Here is a 16,790-nt window from a genome sequence, read left to right on the forward strand (position 1 = left end):
CTTTAATAATAATGAGAAAAAAATTATTTTTAATCTTGATTATATGAATGATGAATTACTAGAGCATGATGTGGATAAGATAGAAATAGAAGGGGGCAGAGTATCTAAAGTTCCTTATAATAATGAAGCCTACAATGTAGTGTTTAAATATTCGCTATGAATGCAAAGATATTTATCATCAAATTTATTTTTAATAATAGATTGGCTAGCTTAGTTTGTTTCTTACTGCTTGCTATATTGTGTTGTGCTGTTAAGTCTATAATAGAGAATAATTCGCTATTGAAGAAATATTCTGAGTTAGAGAGAAATATAATTTACCATTCGTCTATTGCAGCGCAGTTAAAGTTGAGGCCTGTCTCCTTACTGGATGAGGAAAATGCTTCAATACAAGAAATTGAAAGTAGAGTGGCAATGATCTTCAGTGAAAACGATATAGTTTTCAATGTTTATTCATTAGAGAAAAACTCTATTTTACTAAAAATTGAAAGTTCTGAATTATCGAAGATGCTAGATGCCATTTTTTTATTGTCTAATGATAGAGCTATTATAATTAGTAGAGTGGATATAAATATTAGCAAAGATCCGGGTTATATTTTTGGTGAGATTATTCTGCTATTATCACAAGGTGTCTAATAAAACTATGCTTGATATATATATATTTATTCGCATTCTATTTTATGTTGTTCTTGGGCTATGTGTTGGTAGTTTTTTAAATGTCATCATTTATCGCCTTCCTATTATGCTATCCAGTTCTACATCAAATGAAATAGATAGCGTTAGTCATAGCGGATGTCATAAATTTAGGCATGGATTTAACTTGTGCTTTCCAAAGTCATTCTGCCCACATTGCTATTGTTCTATCCCATTAAAATATAATATACCTTTATTGGGGGGGCTATTTTTACGCGGTACTAGCCAATGTTGCCGTAGGAAAATAAATCCTCGTTACGTCATTATAGAGATTCTTACTGCCCTGTTAACTCTTGCGGTAAGTCGTTTTTATCAGGATGATTACGTGATGGTTGCCAGCCTGGTGTTAATTTGGGGGCTGATTACCTTAACTTTTATCGATCTTGATTGTTATCTACTCCCTGATAATATTACATTGCCATTATTGTGGGTTGGCCTACTTATCAATATAAATGACACTTTTTCACCTCTGTCTTTCTCAGTTATTGGCGCTGTAGTAGGTTACATATTCTTATGGTTGCCGTATTTCTTATTTAAGGTTTTCAAAGGTATTGATGGCATGGGGCATGGTGACTTCAAATTGATGGCTGCGCTAGGGGCTTGGTTCGGTGTAGCTGCAATACCCTGTCTAATATTACTATCTTCCTGCCTGGGTATTATAAGTTACATCACTATTTATTATTTTTTTAACAAAAAAGTGAAATATATCGCATTTGGTCCATATATTGCTTTATCAGGTGGTATCTATCTGTTCTTTGGTGAACAGATTACTCTCTCATTCTATTAATAAAACTACTTAGCGTATTTTTGAGCTCATTACATTTAATATCCTGCTCTACCTTATGTGCTTTTATTTCTTCGTATCTGGCTTGGGTTTTATTTGATATTGTTATATAAAATTCAGATGATAATGTAAGTTTGTCTTTTTTTATCATTCTTACAGCACTATTAACTATTTCTTCTTCATTTGCGAGTCCTTCAATATGACATATTTCCTTTAAAAAGCGCATGCTCGATGTTAATGCGGTTATTTTCTCTATTGTATTTTTTCCGATAAAACTGTTTTTATTGTTTAATTGGCACCCAAAAATAATTGGCGTGATAAATAGCATTGCCTTTATCTTTTTTACTCTCATATATCCTCTAGAATTGTTTTTATTTAATTAGATATTTTACAAATCATATCTTATAAGCAAGGTTTTGATAATGGTCATTTTTTGTTACTAACCTATGTTTATTGATAGACCTCCTCCTTAATGGCTGATGGTTTTTATTTACTGTTGATTTTTTATAATATATATAATTTTTGGCTTTGCTCATGCTTTCTAACTAAGGATAGATAATATTATTTCTGTTAGATTCTAATGGTGATGTTCATAAATGTGAGAGCTAAAATGGATGAAATAGCCATTGGGGATATTGTGTTTTTCCCACAAAAAAGGACTCTGGATAAAGGAGGGCGTACTTTAAAAATGAGAAATAAAGAGTCTGAAGTATTGCTCTTTCTATGCAATCATTATCCTGCTGCTCTTTCTCGTGAGGAAATAGAGCAAAAGGTATGGGAAGGGAGCTACGTAACAGATAATACACTAACGCAAACTATCAGCAATTTGCGTCATGCTTTAGATGATAAGGGGCATGAGTTAGTGATGACTATCCCTAAAAAAGGCTATTGCCTTGGTGTTAAACCTAAGTTTGTATTAAATGATCCTTCATGCAATTTATCACTTCCTAATAAAAATTTTTCAGATGATTTAGAAAATGAAACTATCACTACCACTTCTAAGTCTATTGGCTTCATTTATAAAGTCACTATGTTATTGGTTTTTTTCCTTTTCTTGTTTTTTTCATTCAAAGTGACTTCATATTATTATCAAGTGAGAGTCGTAGATACCGGAGAATTACCCATATTGGTTAACCTGGATGAAATGCATGATAAAGCGTTTTTGTCTGTTTACAATAAAGCACCTTATGTTTTTTTGAAGAAACAAAAAAATGGAGAATACACTGTCTGTAAACAGCAAGCGGGTGGGTTAACATGCGAAAGAAAATAATTAACCTCATGTTGTTAAGTGTTTTTTTAGGATTAATGTTAGGATACGGTACAGGGCGAAGCTATTATTCTATTCATCCTATGAGTGATATTGAAGGCTACTGGGAGGTTAATTATAACTTTAATCATTTAGACGAAAATTATCATGTTTACTCTAGAGTTAGTATTATAAATAGAGAAATAAATTCATCAGCCGATGTTTACGACGATGCCGGTAATATAAAAGCTAGGCGTAATATTGTTTTCACTGCTGTCGATGTGAATAAAAATATTTTTGTCGGTAAAGTATTGTCTTTATCAATAGTCAACAAAGAAGATCGTTATTTATATGATTTTTTAAATACGCCTTATTCTGTGAGCCATCCTATATTTTATAAATTGAACAAAAATACTATCTTGATGGAGCAGTCTCAAGGGCATCCTGTTAACAATTTACGTCTATTAACTCGTATTGAGATATAAGTTCTCTCAGAGGTGGTTATAAATAAAGTGAATTTTTCCGTATTAATTGGTGTTTTATTAATCTAAAGGGGATTATTTGTATATTGAAATAAATTTGTCATATTTAATCGCTAATGTTGATATCTCAATCATAGCCAAGTGTAAAGACAATGTTTCCTCGTGTTGATTTTTCTGTTATGAAATTCATATCTCATGTTAAAGCTATATGCACATTTACCAATGGAAAATTCGGTATATTGTCTGGTCTTATTTTGGTCATTAGTCTTTTCTCGCTACTACAACTATTTTCTATCGGTTTCCTATCCCATATATTGGATAGTACCAAAGTTAATGTTGAAAAAGCACATCAGAGCCATCAGCAAGAAGTATTAATGGATCGGGCCAGAATGGAGTTATTAATCGCCAGCGATAAACTCAATCGGGCAGGGATCTATTATATGGAAGATAAAGAGACCGGTTCTGAAGGAAGCTGGCATAGCCTTTTAAGTGAAGCTTTACAGTCTTTGCAGCACTCACAAGATGATTATCATCAATTGGTGCGGCTTTCTGCTCAAGATACGCGTCCAGAGTTCGTTGCACTCAAGGCGAGTTATCAGCAGTTGTATCAGGGATTAACTGAAATTGGGCAAGGACTGAAAAAAAATAACAGTATCGATGTTTTTTTTGAAGTCCCTATTCAAGGTTTTCAGAGTGATTTTACTGAAAAGTATTACGCTTATTTGCAGGCAAGTGAAAACAACCGCACAGTCATGGATGCTCAGTTACTTTCTTCACTCTCCTCAGCGAAGCAAGCCGTTATTATCGCCTTAGTGATATTACTGGGTCTGGCTTTCTCTGTTTGGTTGGGGGTTACTCGCTGGGTTATTAGGCCATTAAATTATCTTATTTCGCAAATACACGTTATTGCCGCGGGTGATTTATCACGTCAAATTGGCCACAACGCGTTTACCAGCCGTGAAGTTCATCAACTGGCTGGCAGCATAAGCCAGATGCAACAAGGATTAGTGGCATTGGTCAGTCAGGTACGTGGTGGTGTCGAGGTTATTTTGGCCGGAGTTAATCAAATCGCCGCTGACAGCCATCGTATTTCTGAACAAACCCAGTCGCAGACTCAATCACTGGCGGCCACCACACAGAACATGAACCAGCTTACTGCCCGTGTGAAACAGAATTCACTGAGCGCAGATCAGGCTAATCATTTAGCAAATGAAGCAAAAGATATCGCCAGCCACGGCGGAGATATGATGTCTCGGGTGGTAAATTCAATGGCTGATATCTCTACCGGCTCGCAAGAGATAGCCGAAATTATCACATTGATAGAATCAGTCGCCTTTCAAACCAATATCTTGGCGTTAAACGCCGCTATCGAGGCTGCTCACGCGGGTGAACATGGACGCGGGTTTTCCGTGGTAGCGCGCGAAGTTGGGATGCTAGCCCATCAAAGTGGTAATTCTGCTCTGAACATTAAGCGGCTTATCGATAACTCAGCTAAATATATATCTGCTGGGGCTGGTTTAGTGGGGCGTTCTGGAGATAACTTACGCGCAATTATTGATGCGGTCGTTAAAGTAACTGATTTAATGGCAGAAATATCTGCCGCCTCACATGACCAAAGTCAGGGAATTGAGGATATTTCTGTGCGGGTAGGGATGATTAATGAGGTCACAAAATTGAATGCTGAGTTAGTTGAACAATCGACTCGCGCATCTGAAGTGTTACAGCAGCAAATTTTCCAACTTAATCAGTCGGTGGCCCGTTTCTGCTTACCTGGTACTGCGCGACCTCCCCAAGATATTCATGAGGAGGTCTTTGTCAGTGTTTAACCAGCCATGCTATTTTCTAAAAAACTACGCCAGCCTGATGGATCTCCGTAATATTCGCTTGCTGGCAGGGTAGTCATTTTTCCCTGTTTATCTTGCAATACCAATGTGGGAAACCCGTGCCCATGCACTTTTGCCAGTAATGCGCGGCTTTGTGCAATGTGCTGACTGGATGTTATTAGTGCAGCATTGAAGGCAGCAATAAATGCCTTAGGATCCAAGCCAATATCGGCAGCAAGTTCTGTTAATACTGGCGTATCGGCAATACGACGGCCTTCGACATAGTGAGCTTGCTGGATGCGACGGAGCATGGTGACACCACGCCCAGCCAGCTCTTCAGCTGCCAGAATAGCGGCAATCGGTGGCGTGGAGTCCATAATGGCTGAAGTATCATTCAGCAAGCCATTATAATAGCCGTCACCAAAAGTTTGCCCGGTTAACTGGGCAATGCGTTGGTCATGCGGCATGACATAGCCACGCCATTGGCTGTCTATCTGACGCCTATTTGCTCCAGACATCATCCCGCCACCATGTAATACCAATATCAGGTCAGGAATATCTTGCGCAGCTTGTATGAGTGGCGCTGCGCCATAACACCAACCACATAATGGATCAAAAATGTAATGTAACGTACTGCTGGACATCGTGTTTTCCTCAGTTTTTTCCTGACCGGATAATCTGTATTACTTTATTTTTGTGGCTGCTACTGTGGCCACTTCATTTCGTTTTTTAGCACTTTGGCGCTCAATTCCAAGCTGGACTCATCTTTCAGCTCTGGGTAATGTTTTTTCATGGCAGCAATCAGTTCAGCGGAGTCTTTTGCTTTAGGAATCTCTGCATTCAACGTCGTTAAATAGTTTTGAGTAAAAGTAACTGAAGCCAATGTTTGTGGTGCATTGTCCAGAAAATGTCCCGGCACCACAGTGGCAGGTTTTAATGCCTTGATTTTTTCCAGCGTCGTCAGCCAGTGTTGGCGCGATTCTGGTGTTTGGGTATCGGCTACCCATAAATGGATATTACCGGAGACCGCAACCCCACCAACAACGGCTTTTAGTGAAGGGACCCAGACAAATGTCTTCTCTGGTGATGGGCCATCCAAGCCTTCAACTTCGATTTTCTGTCCATCAATAGTAAAGCTCTTGCCTTGCAGTTCTTGCGGAACAATCACACGAGCTGGGGCATTCTCCTTCAAGATTGGGCCCCAATAAGCCATTTTCCCATCTTTAGTCGCTTTAATTTCTTCGATAGTTTGTGGGGTTGCGATGACTTTAGCTTGTGGGAATGCGCGAGTAATGACATCCAGGCCAAAATAAAAATCAGGGTCCGCCTGACTGATATAAATAGTGGTCAGTTTTTTACCGCTTTGCTGGATTTTCTTCACCAAAGCTTCGGCATCATTACGTTGGAACTGTGCATCAATCAGCGCCACTTCAGTTTTGCCACTGATGATTTCTGATGATACTGGGAAGATACTTTTTTCACCGGGATTGTAGACTTCCATTTTCAACTGTTCAGCGGCGCTAGCCGTTGATACTGCGGCGAAAGTTGCCAAGCCGGCAAAGGTCATTTGTAAAAGTGTTTTAGTGAACATGTTTGTTTTCCTGACAGTGACTGGGTATGGGGTAGATAATAGATTGCATGAATCGATAGAAAAACCTGATAATAGGCAATTATTTGTTGCTTAAATCGAGCTAATCATGGATAGAATCACCGCCGCTGAAGTCTTTGTCGCCATTGTTGAACGCGGCAGTATGATTGCCGCCGCTGATGCTTTAGAGATGTCACGGGCAATGGTGACGCGCTATCTGGCTCAGATGGAACAGTGGGCGGGGGCGCGTTTATTGCACCGAACAACCCGTAAACTGAGTTTGACCCATGCCGGTGAAGCGACGCTCGAGCGTTGTCGCCGTATGCTTGAGTTTGCCCAAGATATGGATTTGGTTGAGGGGCAGGAAGATGAAGAGCTGCGCGGATTATTGCGTATCAGTTGCTCTCAGTCTCTTGGGCAAAGCGCATTGGCAATTGCCGTGACGGAGTATTTGCGCCGCTATCCGCAGGTTGCCGTTGATTTACAAATGAATAATCGCACGGTTAATCTGGTGGAAGAGCGTATTGATTTGGCATTGCGTATCACCAATGACTTAGACCCTAATCTGATCGCCCGCCCGCTTGCCACCTGTCATTCCGTGGTTTGTGCTGCACCAAGCTATCTATCCACCAAGGGAACACCCAAAGATCCCCATGATCTGGCGGTACATAACTGCCTGACATACTCCTATTTCGGCAAAAGTTTATGGCATTTCGACCAGCAGGGTGTGAAATCATCCGTCGCCGTTGGGGGGAATTTAAGTGCTAATGAATCGGTAGTTTTGCTCAGCGGAGCGCTAAAGGGGGCCGGTATTACTTTGCAGCCCAGCTACTCCGCGGCACCCTATATTGCCAGTGGCGAACTTATAAAGTTATTACCGGATTATCAGCCGCAAGCGATGGGTATTTATGGTATCTATACTTCCCGGCGGCAAATGCCAGCGACGTTGCGCACGATGTTGGATTATTTGGTGGAGTGGTTTGCCAGCCATCCCCTGCCTTAAACCCTGCCTACTTGAAGCTGCAACTGCGTTAGCTGCATTCATTCACCCGAATCACTTACTTACTGTAAGCTCATCGGGATTCATTCGTTTGCTGCCTTGCTGCAACTCCAATTAGTTTGGGTTTATATTTCTGCCTGCTTGAAGTTGTAGCGGTGTTAGCGGCTCTCACTCCCCCGAATCACTGACTTGAGTCAGCTCATCGGGATGAGTTCGCTGGCTGCCTAGCTACAACTCCAATTAGTTTGGGTTTATCTTTCTGCCTACTTGAAGCTGTTATGGTGCCGTTACATTCTCAAACATATTTTTATTATTAATGGTGCGCCTAAATCATTTTTTATTTCATTAGGTTATCGCTTAAATGAAGATAGTGTTACTTATCAGGCTAGTTATAACTCTGTTCATTACTAGTTATTATTCATCAACTCATGCTATTTCTAGCGGGTAGGTTTCGACATTAAATAATTATAAATAATAGGGTTATTGTTGGTTGACTCGGCAATTAGTCCCATTTTTTCTGCCTCTTTTCTACTCACTACAGTGTGCTAGTTAATTAATTATGACTGGCACCAATTTGATCTGCCTGTTACCTAAATGGGCCGATATTGTCTGACTGGGAGCTTGTATTATGCCTGTTGCATTGCTGGCATTGGCACTAAGTGCTTTTGCTATTGGTACCACCGAATTTGTTATTATGGGATTACTGCCTCAAGTGGCGGGTGATTTACAAATCACTATTCCTACCGCCGGTTGGTTAATCAGTGGCTACGCGCTGGGAGTGGCGATTGGCGCGCCTATCATGGCGGTGCTAACCGCCAAATTGCCACGTAGAAAAACATTATTGCTATTAATGGTGATATTTATCATCGGCAATTTAATGTGTGCGTTGGCCTACAGCTATGATTTCCTGATGCTGGCGAGGGTCATTACCGCACTGTGTCATGGAGCATTCTTTGGTATTGGTGCCGTGGTGGCAGCTAATCTGGTTGCGCCAAATCGTCGTGCTTCTGCGGTGGCGTTGATGTTCACCGGCCTGACACTGGCCAATGTGCTGGGTGTGCCGCTGGGAACCGCTCTAGGGCAGGCTTTCGGCTGGCGCTCCACATTCTGGGTGGTTGCGGTGATTGGCCTGTTTTCACTGGCGGCACTTTACAGCAAGCTGCCTTCTTCTCAACAGGAAGCCCCTACCGAGCTACGTAAAGAGATTGCTGCCCTGCGCGGTGGTGGTATCTGGTTATCTTTGTCGATGACGGTCTTTTTTGCCGCCGCCATGTTTGCCCTCTTTACTTATATCGCACCGATTCTGACCGAAGTGACCCAGGTATCTGAGCATGGCGTCAGTTGGACCTTGCTATTGATGGGCGTGGGGTTGACCTTGGGGAATATTGTTGGCGGGCGGCTGGCCGATTGGCGTTTGCCGGTTAGCCTTACCATGACCTTCTTGCTGATCGCGCTATTCTCCGCCCTATTTAGTTGGACAAGTCACTCATTATTAGCGGCGGAAGTGACACTGTTTTTGTGGTCTGCTGCGGCATTCTCCGCAGTGCCTGCATTGCAAATCAACGTGGTGACTTACGGCAAGAAAGCCCCTAACTTAGTCTCGACTCTGAATATTGCGGCTTTTAACGTTGGTAATGCATTAGGTGCCTGGGTGGGGGGCGTGGTGATTACCCAGGGATTAGGACTGACGGCAGTGCCACTGGCTGCCGCCGGACTGGCTGTTATTGGTTTGCTGCTGTGTCTGTTTACTTTCTCTCGGGCACAGGGCAGCAAGGTCAAAGCAGTTTAGTGAGATAAAAAAGATCAATAGGATGGGGCAATCACCGCGGTGAGACGTTGCTGGAAGGTGATTGCCTGCTGTTTTAAGTGCTCAATAAATGTATCAACCAAAGTTGATGATGGGCGGTGCATTGGTTTTATCAAGCTAACAGTAAAAGGGATTTCCACACTAAATGGTCGGACACAAACACCTTCACCAGCCCCTTTGCTGATGTAATCCAATGCGGTTAATGGGTTAACGATAGAGACCCCGACACCTTCCCGTACCATGGCGCAAACTGATGCTGCGCTATGAGTTTCCAACACTAATCGCCGATTAATCCCTTGTTCGGTAAACAGATTGTCCAGCAATTGACGATAACTGTCGGTGACGGACAGGCTGATAAAATTCTCGCCTTGGAAATCTTGCGGTGTCAGCACTGCTTTATGTTGCAACGGATGGTCATTGGGCAATACGCAAACTTCATTCACCGTCATCAATGTATGACGCACCGTGCCTGCTGGGGTTTGGGTATTCTCCGTCAAACCCAGATCGTGGCGCTGGGCCGAGAGCCACTCTTCTAATAGCGGCGATTCCTGCGGGATAACACTTAGGCTGACTTCTGGATAGCGATCAATAAAAGGTCTACATACACTGGGGAGCAATGATTGAGAAAACACCGGCAAGCAGGCAATAGAAAGCTGCGCATGCTGGAATTGGCGAATCCCCTCGGCGGCCTGTTTGATGCGATCAAGCCCGTAATAAGAGCGCTGTACCTCTTCAAATAAACGCAAACCTTGCACGGTGGGATAAAGGCGACCACGTACACGGTCAAACAGCTTGAGTTGGACCAATTGCTCAAAGCGTGCCAGCTCACGGCTGACGGTGGGTTGTGATGTTTGCAGCAATAAAGCCGCTTCGGTGAGATTTCCGGTGGTCATCACTGCATGGAAAATTTCGATTTGGCGTAAGGAAATGGCGGGCATTATTGTGCTCCAGCAGTGGTGACCGAATAATCTAACCCATATCATAAATGAATAGACTATGGGTAAATAGATATTTTCCAAGCAGGTACTGAATTGCTAATAATTGACCTATCAGCGAAATCCTTTCCTTCGCCCCATATTCTGATGACTCATTATTAGGAAAAACCTATGCCACGTGCGCTTAACGACATCTCTTCGGCACTGACTGCTCAAAATCTGATTGCCTTGCCTGAGCGTTTTGGCTGCCCGGTGTGGGCCTATGATGGCGATATTATCACGCAGAAAATCAATCAATTGCGTAGTTTTGATGTCATTCGTTTTGCGCAGAAAGCGTGCTCGAATATTCATATTTTGCGTTTGATGCGCGATCAAGGGGTCAAGGTTGACTCGGTCTCCTTGGGCGAGATTGAGCGCGCATTACAGGCCGGTTTCCAACCGGGGCAGGAGCCTGCTGAGATTGTTTTCACTGCGGACTTGCTTGATCAGGCGACATTATTGCGGGTAACAGAATTAAACATTCCGGTGAATGCCGGTTCGATCGACATGCTGGATCAGTTGGGCCAGCATGCACCCGGTCATCCGGTTTGGTTGCGGGTCAATCCGGGTTTTGGGCACGGGCATAGCCAGAAAACCAATACCGGCGGTGAAAACAGCAAACACGGTATCTGGCACGAGGATCTACCTCAGGCTATCAAAAAAATTGAGCAATACGGTTTGACGCTCATAGGTATTCATATGCACATTGGTTCTGGTGTTGATTATCAGCATCTGGAACAAGTCTGTGATGCGATGGTGCAGCAGGTTATTGATCTTGGGCAGGATATCAGTGCTATTTCTGCCGGTGGCGGGTTGTCGATCCCCTACCAATTTGGTGATGATGAGATTGATACCAAACATTATTACGGCTTATGGAATAGCGCCAGAGAGCGGATCGCGGCGCATTTTGGCCATCCGGTCAGTCTTGAAATTGAACCGGGGCGCTTCTTGGTGGCGGAATCTGGTGTGCTAATTGCTCAGGTTCGTGCGGTGAAAGATATGGGCCGTCGGCACTATGTTTTGGTCGATGCTGGTTTTAACGATCTTATGCGTCCAGCGTTGTACGGTAGCTATCACCATATTTCATTGTTACCGGCGGATGGGCGCTCACTGGTTGCCGAGCCATTAATTGAAACTGTGGTGGCAGGGCCGCTGTGTGAGTCAGGCGATGTGTTTACCCAAGAAGCGGGTGGTGGGTTGGAGACTCGTGCATTGCCAGCCGCCAAAATTGGCGACTATTTAGTTTTCCACGATACCGGAGCCTATGGCGCATCAATGTCTTCAAACTACAACAGCCGGCCATTATTACCGGAAGTGCTGTTTGAACAGGGGCAACCGCGTTTGATCCGCCGTCGGCAAACTATCGAAGAATTGATTGCATTAGAACAGTTTTAATTTTTTATCTGGTTTATCAGCAAGATGAGCCAGTCCAATTGACTGATAGCCCGCTTATTCGAGTCAATAGAATAATGCGAGGCTATGAGTCTGCGGGGCTTTAATACCTTTTTTAGCGGTAATATGGCCCCGGCACCACAGATTCTCGTAGTTTCAGCTCGCCGGTAAAGGGAGTCAGTGGCGACACTTTTTTCCCCGCAATCAATCTCAGAGCTTGCGTAATCGCGGCTTCAATCATGGCATCAATAGGAAGATAAACTGTTGAGAGCGAAGGTTGTAAGTAAGGTGCGGTTGGCTCGTCATCAAAGCCAAATAACGAAACATCTTCCGGCAGCTTTTTCCCCGCCAGACTGAGGGCTTTCATCGCCCCAATAGCCATATCATCATTATAGATAAACAGGGCGCTGAACTTAATATTGCGCGCCAATAAGGTTTGGCAACCTTTATAGCCATCAGGCACGCCGTTCTCGCCGTGGGCAATCAATTCATCATTGAGAGCAATACCGTGATGGGTTAATGCTTGCTGATAACCGGCAAGGCGTGCTTGTGCCGTGGCGGTGGCAATGGGCCCGGTGATGCAGGCAATATCGCGATGCCCTTGTTCAACCAGATAGTTAACCGCGTTGAATGCCGCTTGCTGTTGTTCAAAGAACACGCAATGTTCGCGTGCTTGCGGTAAATCGCGGTTAATTACCATCAATGGGGTGGGCACCTTGCCAAGCAGCTGCATTAAATCTGCTTCAGACATTGAACGTGTATAAAGAATAATGGCGTCACAACGGCGGTCGGCCAGCAGTTGAACAGCTTGCTGTTCACCTTCAGGTGTATCGTGCCCATCAGTCACAATCAGATGTTTGCCACTGGCTTCAATCAGTTTTGCGGCCTGATGGAGCAGGCGGCCAAAATAGGGGCCTTCAAAGTTGGAAACCACTAAGCCGATGCTGTTGGAGCTTCGGTTCGCCAGTGATTGAGCCAGAAAATTTGGGCGATAACCCAACTCATCCATAGCTTTAAACACCGCTTTGCGGGTGCTTTCCTTAACCTGCCCGGTGCCATTAAGCACCCGGGATACCGTGGCCTTGGACACTCCTGCGCGCAAAGAGACATCCAACATGGTAATCATCAATTGTAGACCTCTGGCTGGGGGCGGATCTTGGGGCGTAACTGCCGGATATAGCGGCAGTTTAGCATAGCGCGGATCGGTTGTTATTCTTTGTTATTGGCCGGTTTTAATCATCACTCAAGGTTTGCGGGCTGGCGACTGAATGGCGGCGTACCAATGTTGGGCTGAACATATTTGTGACTTCCGGCAGTGGCGTTTTATTGGCCAGTGCCAATGCCAACTCTGCCGCTTGTGTGGCCATCGCGACAACCGGATAGCGGATTGTGGTCAGCCGAGGGCGAAGATAACGCGAGATCAATACATCATCAAAACCGATCAGTGAAATTTCCTGTGGTACGTCGATGCTGTTGTCACTGAGCACGGATAATGCCCCAGCAGCCATTGGGTCGTTATAGCAGGTGACGGCCGTGAAATGCTTGCCGCGGCCAAGTAAGTCGGTCATGGCGTGTTCGCCACCGATTTCATCTGGCGTACCGTAGGAAACTAAGCGGTCATCGACCGGGATACCAAACTCTTGTAATGCATCCAGATAGCCCTGTAGCCGATCCGCGGCGTCTGAAATTTCATGATTGGAGCAAATAATTGCGATCCGTTTATGCCCCTGTTGGATGAGATGGCGGGTTGCCAACCAAGCACCATAGCGGTCATCAAGCGCCACACAGCGCGTTTCAAAACCGGGTAACGTGCGATTAATCAACACCATACCGGGGATTTGTTGCATTAGTGAGGTTAATTCTTCATCAGATAATTTTTTGGCATGGACCACCAAAGCGGCACAGCGATGACGAATAAGTTGTTCGATAGCCTGACGTTCTTTCTCTGCATCATGGTAACCGTTACCAATCAATAGAAAATTACCCGTGGCATAAGCCACTTGTTCAACGGCTTTGACCATTGAGCCAAAGAAGGGGTCTGATACATCAGAAACAATCATGCCAACCGTTTCGGTTGATTGCTGAGCCAGCGCCCGCGCATTGGCATTTGGGTGATATTGCAGCTGCTCCATGGCGTTGGATACCGCCTGTCGTGATGCTTCACTGGCCTTGGGCGAATTATTGATAACACGAGATACCGTTGCGACGGAAACACCCGCCAGCTTGGCAACATCCTTAATAGTGGCCATTTTTCTTCCAGAGATTTTCAGGGTAATCGCTTACATCACTCAGTTTTGCGGAAAACAGAGCGGTCCGCAAGGGGGGATGATCGCAACTTGATGAGAAAAAATCAAAGAACATGAAAATAGGAATAATACCTGTGGACACCAAGCTTTTTGCCTTCGTCTTAGTACAAAATGGTACTGTTTAGTAAAAATTGTGCTTTGGCCTTATTGCTAGGTGAATGCTACTTTTACTTCCTATTTATTTGCCTGAGATAGCCATGTCCATCACCCGTTACCCCCAGCTTGCCCACTGGGGCGCTTATACCGCAGTTGTCGAAGATGGCAAGCTGATTCGCTGTGAGCCTTTTGCTGACGATCCTAACCCTTCGCCCTTATTAGGCTCCATTACACCAATGGTTTATTCCGACAAACGTATCCGTAAACCGGCTATTCGCCGTTCATGGTTACAGCAGCGGGAAAAAAGTGACCGTACTCTGCGTGGGCGAGAAGATTTTGTTGAAGTGGACTGGGATGTCGCGCTGGATTTAGTGGCTGAAGAGAATCGCCGGGTGAGGGACAAATATGGCCCTTCAGGGCTATTTACCGGCTCTTATGGCTGGTCCTCTGCGGGGCGTTTACATCACGCACGTTCATTAGTCCGGCGTTTTTATTTCTCTGGCGGCGGGGGTGTTGATCAACTGGGTAACTACAGTTGGGGGTCAGCACAATTCTTCTTGCCCTATGTGATAGGCACTTTTAGCCCACTGACCGGCCGGGTGACCTCTTGGCCAAGTGTGGTCGAGCATTGCGAGCTGTTTATCGCCTTTGGTGGCCTGGCACTGAAAAATGCCCAAGTTTCTTCCGGTGGCTCGGCGGAACACTCATTAAAACCTTGGTTAGAGAAGCTGGCACAGAAGGGCACGCCGGTGATTAACATCAGCCCGATGCGGGATGACTGCCCAGCCTTTGTCAATGCAGAATGGATACCGATTCGCCCCAATACCGATGTCGCACTGATGCTGGCACTGGCTTATGAAATCCAGCGTGTTGAGGGGCAAGACGAGGCTTTCCTGGCTACCCATTGTGTCGGTTATGAGCAATTAGCTGATTACATCCGTGGGGTGAATGACGGCATTGCGAAAACCCCGGATTGGGCCAGTGAAATTACCGGCATTCCCGCGGCCAGAATTGCCCTGTTGGCGCAACAGCTGGTGGGGGTGCGCAGCTTTATGACCTGCTCATACTCGGTTCAGCGCGCACATCGTGGCGAGCAGCCCTATTGGATGGTTATTGCCTTGTCAGCCATGCTAGGGCAAGTGGGACTCCCGGGCGGCGGCTTCTCATTTGGTCACGGTTCCATGAATGGTGTGGGGAACCCACGAATAGACACTCCGGGGCCCAGTATGCCGGTGGGGAAAAATCCCTCAGGGCTGGCTATTCCGGTGGCACGAATTTGTGACATGTTGCTCCAGCCGGGGCAGACTTATCAGTTTCAGGGCGAAAATCATACTTACCCAGATATTCATTTGGTGCATTGGGCTGGCGGTAATCCTTTCCACCATCATCAGCAACTAAACCGGCTGGTGGAGGGGTGGCAAAAGCCGGATACCGTGATTGTGCAGGATATCTGGTGGACACCTGCGGCTAAAATGGCGGATATCGTGCTGCCAGTCACCAGTTCACTGGAACGTAATGATATTGGTGGTTCGTCCCGGGATCGTTATGTATTGGCGATGCATCAGGCAATTGCACCGCAGCATCAGGCGCGCAATGATTTTGATATTTTTGCCGATCTAGCGGAAAGATTGGGTTATCGCGAGGCTTTCACTGAGAATCGGGATGAGATGGCATGGATCCGACAGATTTATCAAGAGTGTGGTGTGGCGCAGCAACCCCATGGGGTCGAATGGCCTGATTTTGACCAGTTCTGGCAACGCGGCCATGTCGATTTACCGGCTCCACAGAAAGAATTCGTCTTTTTTGATGCTTTCCGCGACGATCCTCATGCCAACCCACTGCAAACGCCGAGTGGTAAAATTGAGCTGTTCAGTGAAAAAATTGCCAGTTATCAATATGAAGACTTTGCCCCTCATGCTGAGTGGAAGCCGCCTATCGAATGGTTGGGAGCGCCGCAGGCAGAGCAATGGCCGCTGCATTTGATCTCTATCCAACCGGAGGACCGCCTACACAGTCAGCTTGATCCGGCGCCTTTGGCGCAGGGGAATAAAACTGCCGGTCGTGAAACTCTCTATATGCATCCACAAGATGCCGCCAGACGAGAGATTACCGAAGGCAGTGAGGTGAAAGTCAGTAATTTGCGCGGCCACTGTTTGGCGGGTGTTCGTCTCACGGACGGTGTTACCCGTGGAGTGGTAATCATGGCCACTGGTGCCTGGTTTGATCCCGGATTTGGTCACAAGCAACATAAAGTTGAGCAATCCGGTAATCCTAATGTTCTGACACTGGATATTGGTACCTCTCGTTTGACGCAAGGCCCGAACGCCATGAGCTGTTTAGTTGAAGTCACGCTGAGTTAGTTGGCTACAGTATGTACAGCAATGAATTACAAACCTTTTCGGCCTACTGACAATGTTCACTACTGGTTACACTTTGCACGCAAATGTTGCGATTGCGTGCTGGCTGTAGTTTCACAGAAACGGATACAGTAGTGATCCCAGAGGTATTAATTGGTGAGTAATCAACATACGCTGTGTGTTAAAAGCCAGTTTTTTATTTGCACCGACCTACGCAGATGCGTAGGTTTTTTTTTATTTGTTAT

Annotated in this window: 15 protein-coding genes; 9 read left to right on the top strand and 6 right to left on the bottom strand. The window is 45.1% G+C overall.

Annotated elements, in window-relative coordinates:
- The first annotated feature begins 156 nt into the window (after nucleotides 1-156).
- Nucleotides 157-633 carry a hypothetical protein gene (locus FTA96_RS01515; protein WP_145573049.1) on the top strand — a complete coding sequence of 159 codons (477 nt, stop codon included), beginning with the start codon at nucleotides 157-159 and terminating at the stop codon, nucleotides 631-633.
- A gap of 7 nt (nucleotides 634-640) precedes the next feature.
- Nucleotides 641-1,477 (top strand): prepilin peptidase, encoded by an 837-nt coding sequence (locus tag FTA96_RS01520; RefSeq protein WP_050109827.1) that lies wholly within the window; start codon nucleotides 641-643, stop codon nucleotides 1,475-1,477.
- Here FTA96_RS01520 and gspS read toward each other — a convergent pair.
- On the bottom strand, nucleotides 1,458-1,826 hold the full coding sequence (gspS, locus tag FTA96_RS01525) for a type II secretion system pilot lipoprotein GspS (RefSeq protein ID WP_145573050.1): 369 nt from the start codon (nucleotides 1,824-1,826) through the stop codon (nucleotides 1,458-1,460). The genes FTA96_RS01520 and gspS overlap by 20 nt on opposite strands.
- 258 nt (nucleotides 1,827-2,084) lie before the next feature.
- Between gspS and FTA96_RS01530 the strand changes: the two genes are divergently transcribed.
- The 3 genes from FTA96_RS01530 (at nucleotide 2,085) to FTA96_RS01540 (ending at nucleotide 5,028) form a co-directional block, all read left to right on the top strand.
- A complete protein-coding gene (locus FTA96_RS01530) occupies nucleotides 2,085-2,744 on the top strand; it encodes a winged helix-turn-helix domain-containing protein (RefSeq protein WP_145537631.1) in 660 nt (219 codons plus the stop codon).
- On the top strand, nucleotides 2,729-3,205 hold the full coding sequence (locus FTA96_RS01535; RefSeq protein ID WP_050124004.1) for a hypothetical protein: 477 nt from the start codon (nucleotides 2,729-2,731) through the stop codon (nucleotides 3,203-3,205). Before FTA96_RS01530 ends, FTA96_RS01535 begins: the two co-directional genes overlap by 16 nt.
- A gap of 176 nt (nucleotides 3,206-3,381) precedes the next feature.
- Nucleotides 3,382-5,028, top strand: coding sequence for a methyl-accepting chemotaxis protein (locus FTA96_RS01540; RefSeq protein ID WP_145537629.1), 1,647 nt, complete (start codon nucleotides 3,382-3,384; stop codon nucleotides 5,026-5,028).
- Here FTA96_RS01540 and FTA96_RS01545 read toward each other — a convergent pair.
- Both FTA96_RS01545 and FTA96_RS01550 read right to left on the bottom strand, forming a co-directional pair.
- Nucleotides 5,025-5,669 (bottom strand): DsbA family protein, encoded by a 645-nt coding sequence (locus tag FTA96_RS01545; RefSeq protein WP_145537627.1) that lies wholly within the window; start codon nucleotides 5,667-5,669, stop codon nucleotides 5,025-5,027. The genes FTA96_RS01540 and FTA96_RS01545 overlap by 4 nt on opposite strands.
- Before the next feature lie 59 nt (nucleotides 5,670-5,728).
- On the bottom strand, nucleotides 5,729-6,616 hold the full coding sequence (locus FTA96_RS01550) for an MBL fold metallo-hydrolase (protein WP_050124007.1): 888 nt from the start codon (nucleotides 6,614-6,616) through the stop codon (nucleotides 5,729-5,731).
- A gap of 106 nt (nucleotides 6,617-6,722) precedes the next feature.
- Here FTA96_RS01550 and FTA96_RS01555 point away from each other — a divergent pair, with 106 nt between their 5' ends.
- Complete coding sequence (locus tag FTA96_RS01555; RefSeq protein ID WP_145573052.1) at nucleotides 6,723-7,616, top strand: LysR family transcriptional regulator; 894 nt, start codon at nucleotides 6,723-6,725, stop codon at nucleotides 7,614-7,616.
- Between the two features lie 625 nt (nucleotides 7,617-8,241).
- Entirely contained in the window at nucleotides 8,242-9,402 is a 1,161-nt protein-coding gene (locus FTA96_RS01560; RefSeq protein WP_050109961.1) for an MFS transporter, read from the top strand.
- 14 nt (nucleotides 9,403-9,416) lie between these two features.
- Here the strand turns inward: FTA96_RS01560 and FTA96_RS01565 are convergent, their stop codons facing one another.
- Nucleotides 9,417-10,358 (bottom strand): LysR family transcriptional regulator, encoded by a 942-nt coding sequence (locus tag FTA96_RS01565; RefSeq protein ID WP_050124010.1) that lies wholly within the window; start codon nucleotides 10,356-10,358, stop codon nucleotides 9,417-9,419.
- A 168-nt stretch (nucleotides 10,359-10,526) separates the two neighbouring features.
- Between FTA96_RS01565 and lysA the strand changes: the two genes are divergently transcribed.
- Nucleotides 10,527-11,789 carry a diaminopimelate decarboxylase gene (gene lysA, locus FTA96_RS01570; protein ID WP_145573053.1) on the top strand — a complete coding sequence of 421 codons (1,263 nt, stop codon included), beginning with the start codon at nucleotides 10,527-10,529 and terminating at the stop codon, nucleotides 11,787-11,789.
- A 112-nt stretch (nucleotides 11,790-11,901) separates the two neighbouring features.
- Here the strand turns inward: lysA and FTA96_RS01575 are convergent, their stop codons facing one another.
- Together FTA96_RS01575 and galR are read right to left on the bottom strand one after the other, a co-directional pair.
- Nucleotides 11,902-12,912 carry a LacI family DNA-binding transcriptional regulator gene (locus FTA96_RS01575; RefSeq protein WP_145573055.1) on the bottom strand — a complete coding sequence of 337 codons (1,011 nt, stop codon included), beginning with the start codon at nucleotides 12,910-12,912 and terminating at the stop codon, nucleotides 11,902-11,904.
- Nucleotides 12,913-13,018: 106 nt separating this feature from the next.
- Entirely contained in the window at nucleotides 13,019-14,035 is a 1,017-nt protein-coding gene (gene galR / locus FTA96_RS01580) for an HTH-type transcriptional regulator GalR (RefSeq protein ID WP_050109957.1), read from the bottom strand.
- 254 nt (nucleotides 14,036-14,289) lie between these two features.
- Between galR and FTA96_RS01585 the strand changes: the two genes are divergently transcribed.
- Nucleotides 14,290-16,548, top strand: coding sequence for a molybdopterin guanine dinucleotide-containing S/N-oxide reductase (locus tag FTA96_RS01585; RefSeq protein ID WP_050109956.1), 2,259 nt, complete (start codon nucleotides 14,290-14,292; stop codon nucleotides 16,546-16,548).
- Nucleotides 16,549-16,790: the final 242 nt, after the last annotated feature.

It is taken from the genome of Yersinia alsatica, from assembly GCF_902170305.1.
Taxonomy (GTDB): Bacteria; Pseudomonadota; Gammaproteobacteria; order Enterobacterales; family Enterobacteriaceae; genus Yersinia; species Yersinia alsatica.

Bases quoted from the DNA above. Each gene is read 5' to 3' on its own strand.
- FTA96_RS01515 (WP_145573049.1), top strand. From the start codon at position 157: ATGAATGCAAAGATATTTATCATCAAATTTATTTTTAATAATAGATTG.
- FTA96_RS01520 (WP_050109827.1), top strand. From the start codon at position 641: ATGCTTGATATATATATATTTATTCGCATTCTATTTTATGTTGTTCTT.
- gspS (WP_145573050.1), bottom strand. From the start codon at position 1,826: ATGAGAGTAAAAAAGATAAAGGCAATGCTATTTATCACGCCAATTATT.
- FTA96_RS01530 (WP_145537631.1), top strand. From the start codon at position 2,085: ATGGATGAAATAGCCATTGGGGATATTGTGTTTTTCCCACAAAAAAGG.
- FTA96_RS01535 (WP_050124004.1), top strand. From the start codon at position 2,729: ATGCGAAAGAAAATAATTAACCTCATGTTGTTAAGTGTTTTTTTAGGA.
- FTA96_RS01540 (WP_145537629.1), top strand. From the start codon at position 3,382: ATGAAATTCATATCTCATGTTAAAGCTATATGCACATTTACCAATGGA.
- FTA96_RS01545 (WP_145537627.1), bottom strand. From the start codon at position 5,669: ATGTCCAGCAGTACGTTACATTACATTTTTGATCCATTATGTGGTTGG.
- FTA96_RS01550 (WP_050124007.1), bottom strand. From the start codon at position 6,616: ATGTTCACTAAAACACTTTTACAAATGACCTTTGCCGGCTTGGCAACT.
- FTA96_RS01555 (WP_145573052.1), top strand. From the start codon at position 6,723: ATGGATAGAATCACCGCCGCTGAAGTCTTTGTCGCCATTGTTGAACGC.
- FTA96_RS01560 (WP_050109961.1), top strand. From the start codon at position 8,242: ATGCCTGTTGCATTGCTGGCATTGGCACTAAGTGCTTTTGCTATTGGT.
- FTA96_RS01565 (WP_050124010.1), bottom strand. From the start codon at position 10,358: ATGCCCGCCATTTCCTTACGCCAAATCGAAATTTTCCATGCAGTGATG.
- lysA (WP_145573053.1), top strand. From the start codon at position 10,527: ATGCCACGTGCGCTTAACGACATCTCTTCGGCACTGACTGCTCAAAAT.
- FTA96_RS01575 (WP_145573055.1), bottom strand. From the start codon at position 12,912: ATGATTACCATGTTGGATGTCTCTTTGCGCGCAGGAGTGTCCAAGGCC.
- galR (WP_050109957.1), bottom strand. From the start codon at position 14,035: ATGGCCACTATTAAGGATGTTGCCAAGCTGGCGGGTGTTTCCGTCGCA.
- FTA96_RS01585 (WP_050109956.1), top strand. From the start codon at position 14,290: ATGTCCATCACCCGTTACCCCCAGCTTGCCCACTGGGGCGCTTATACC.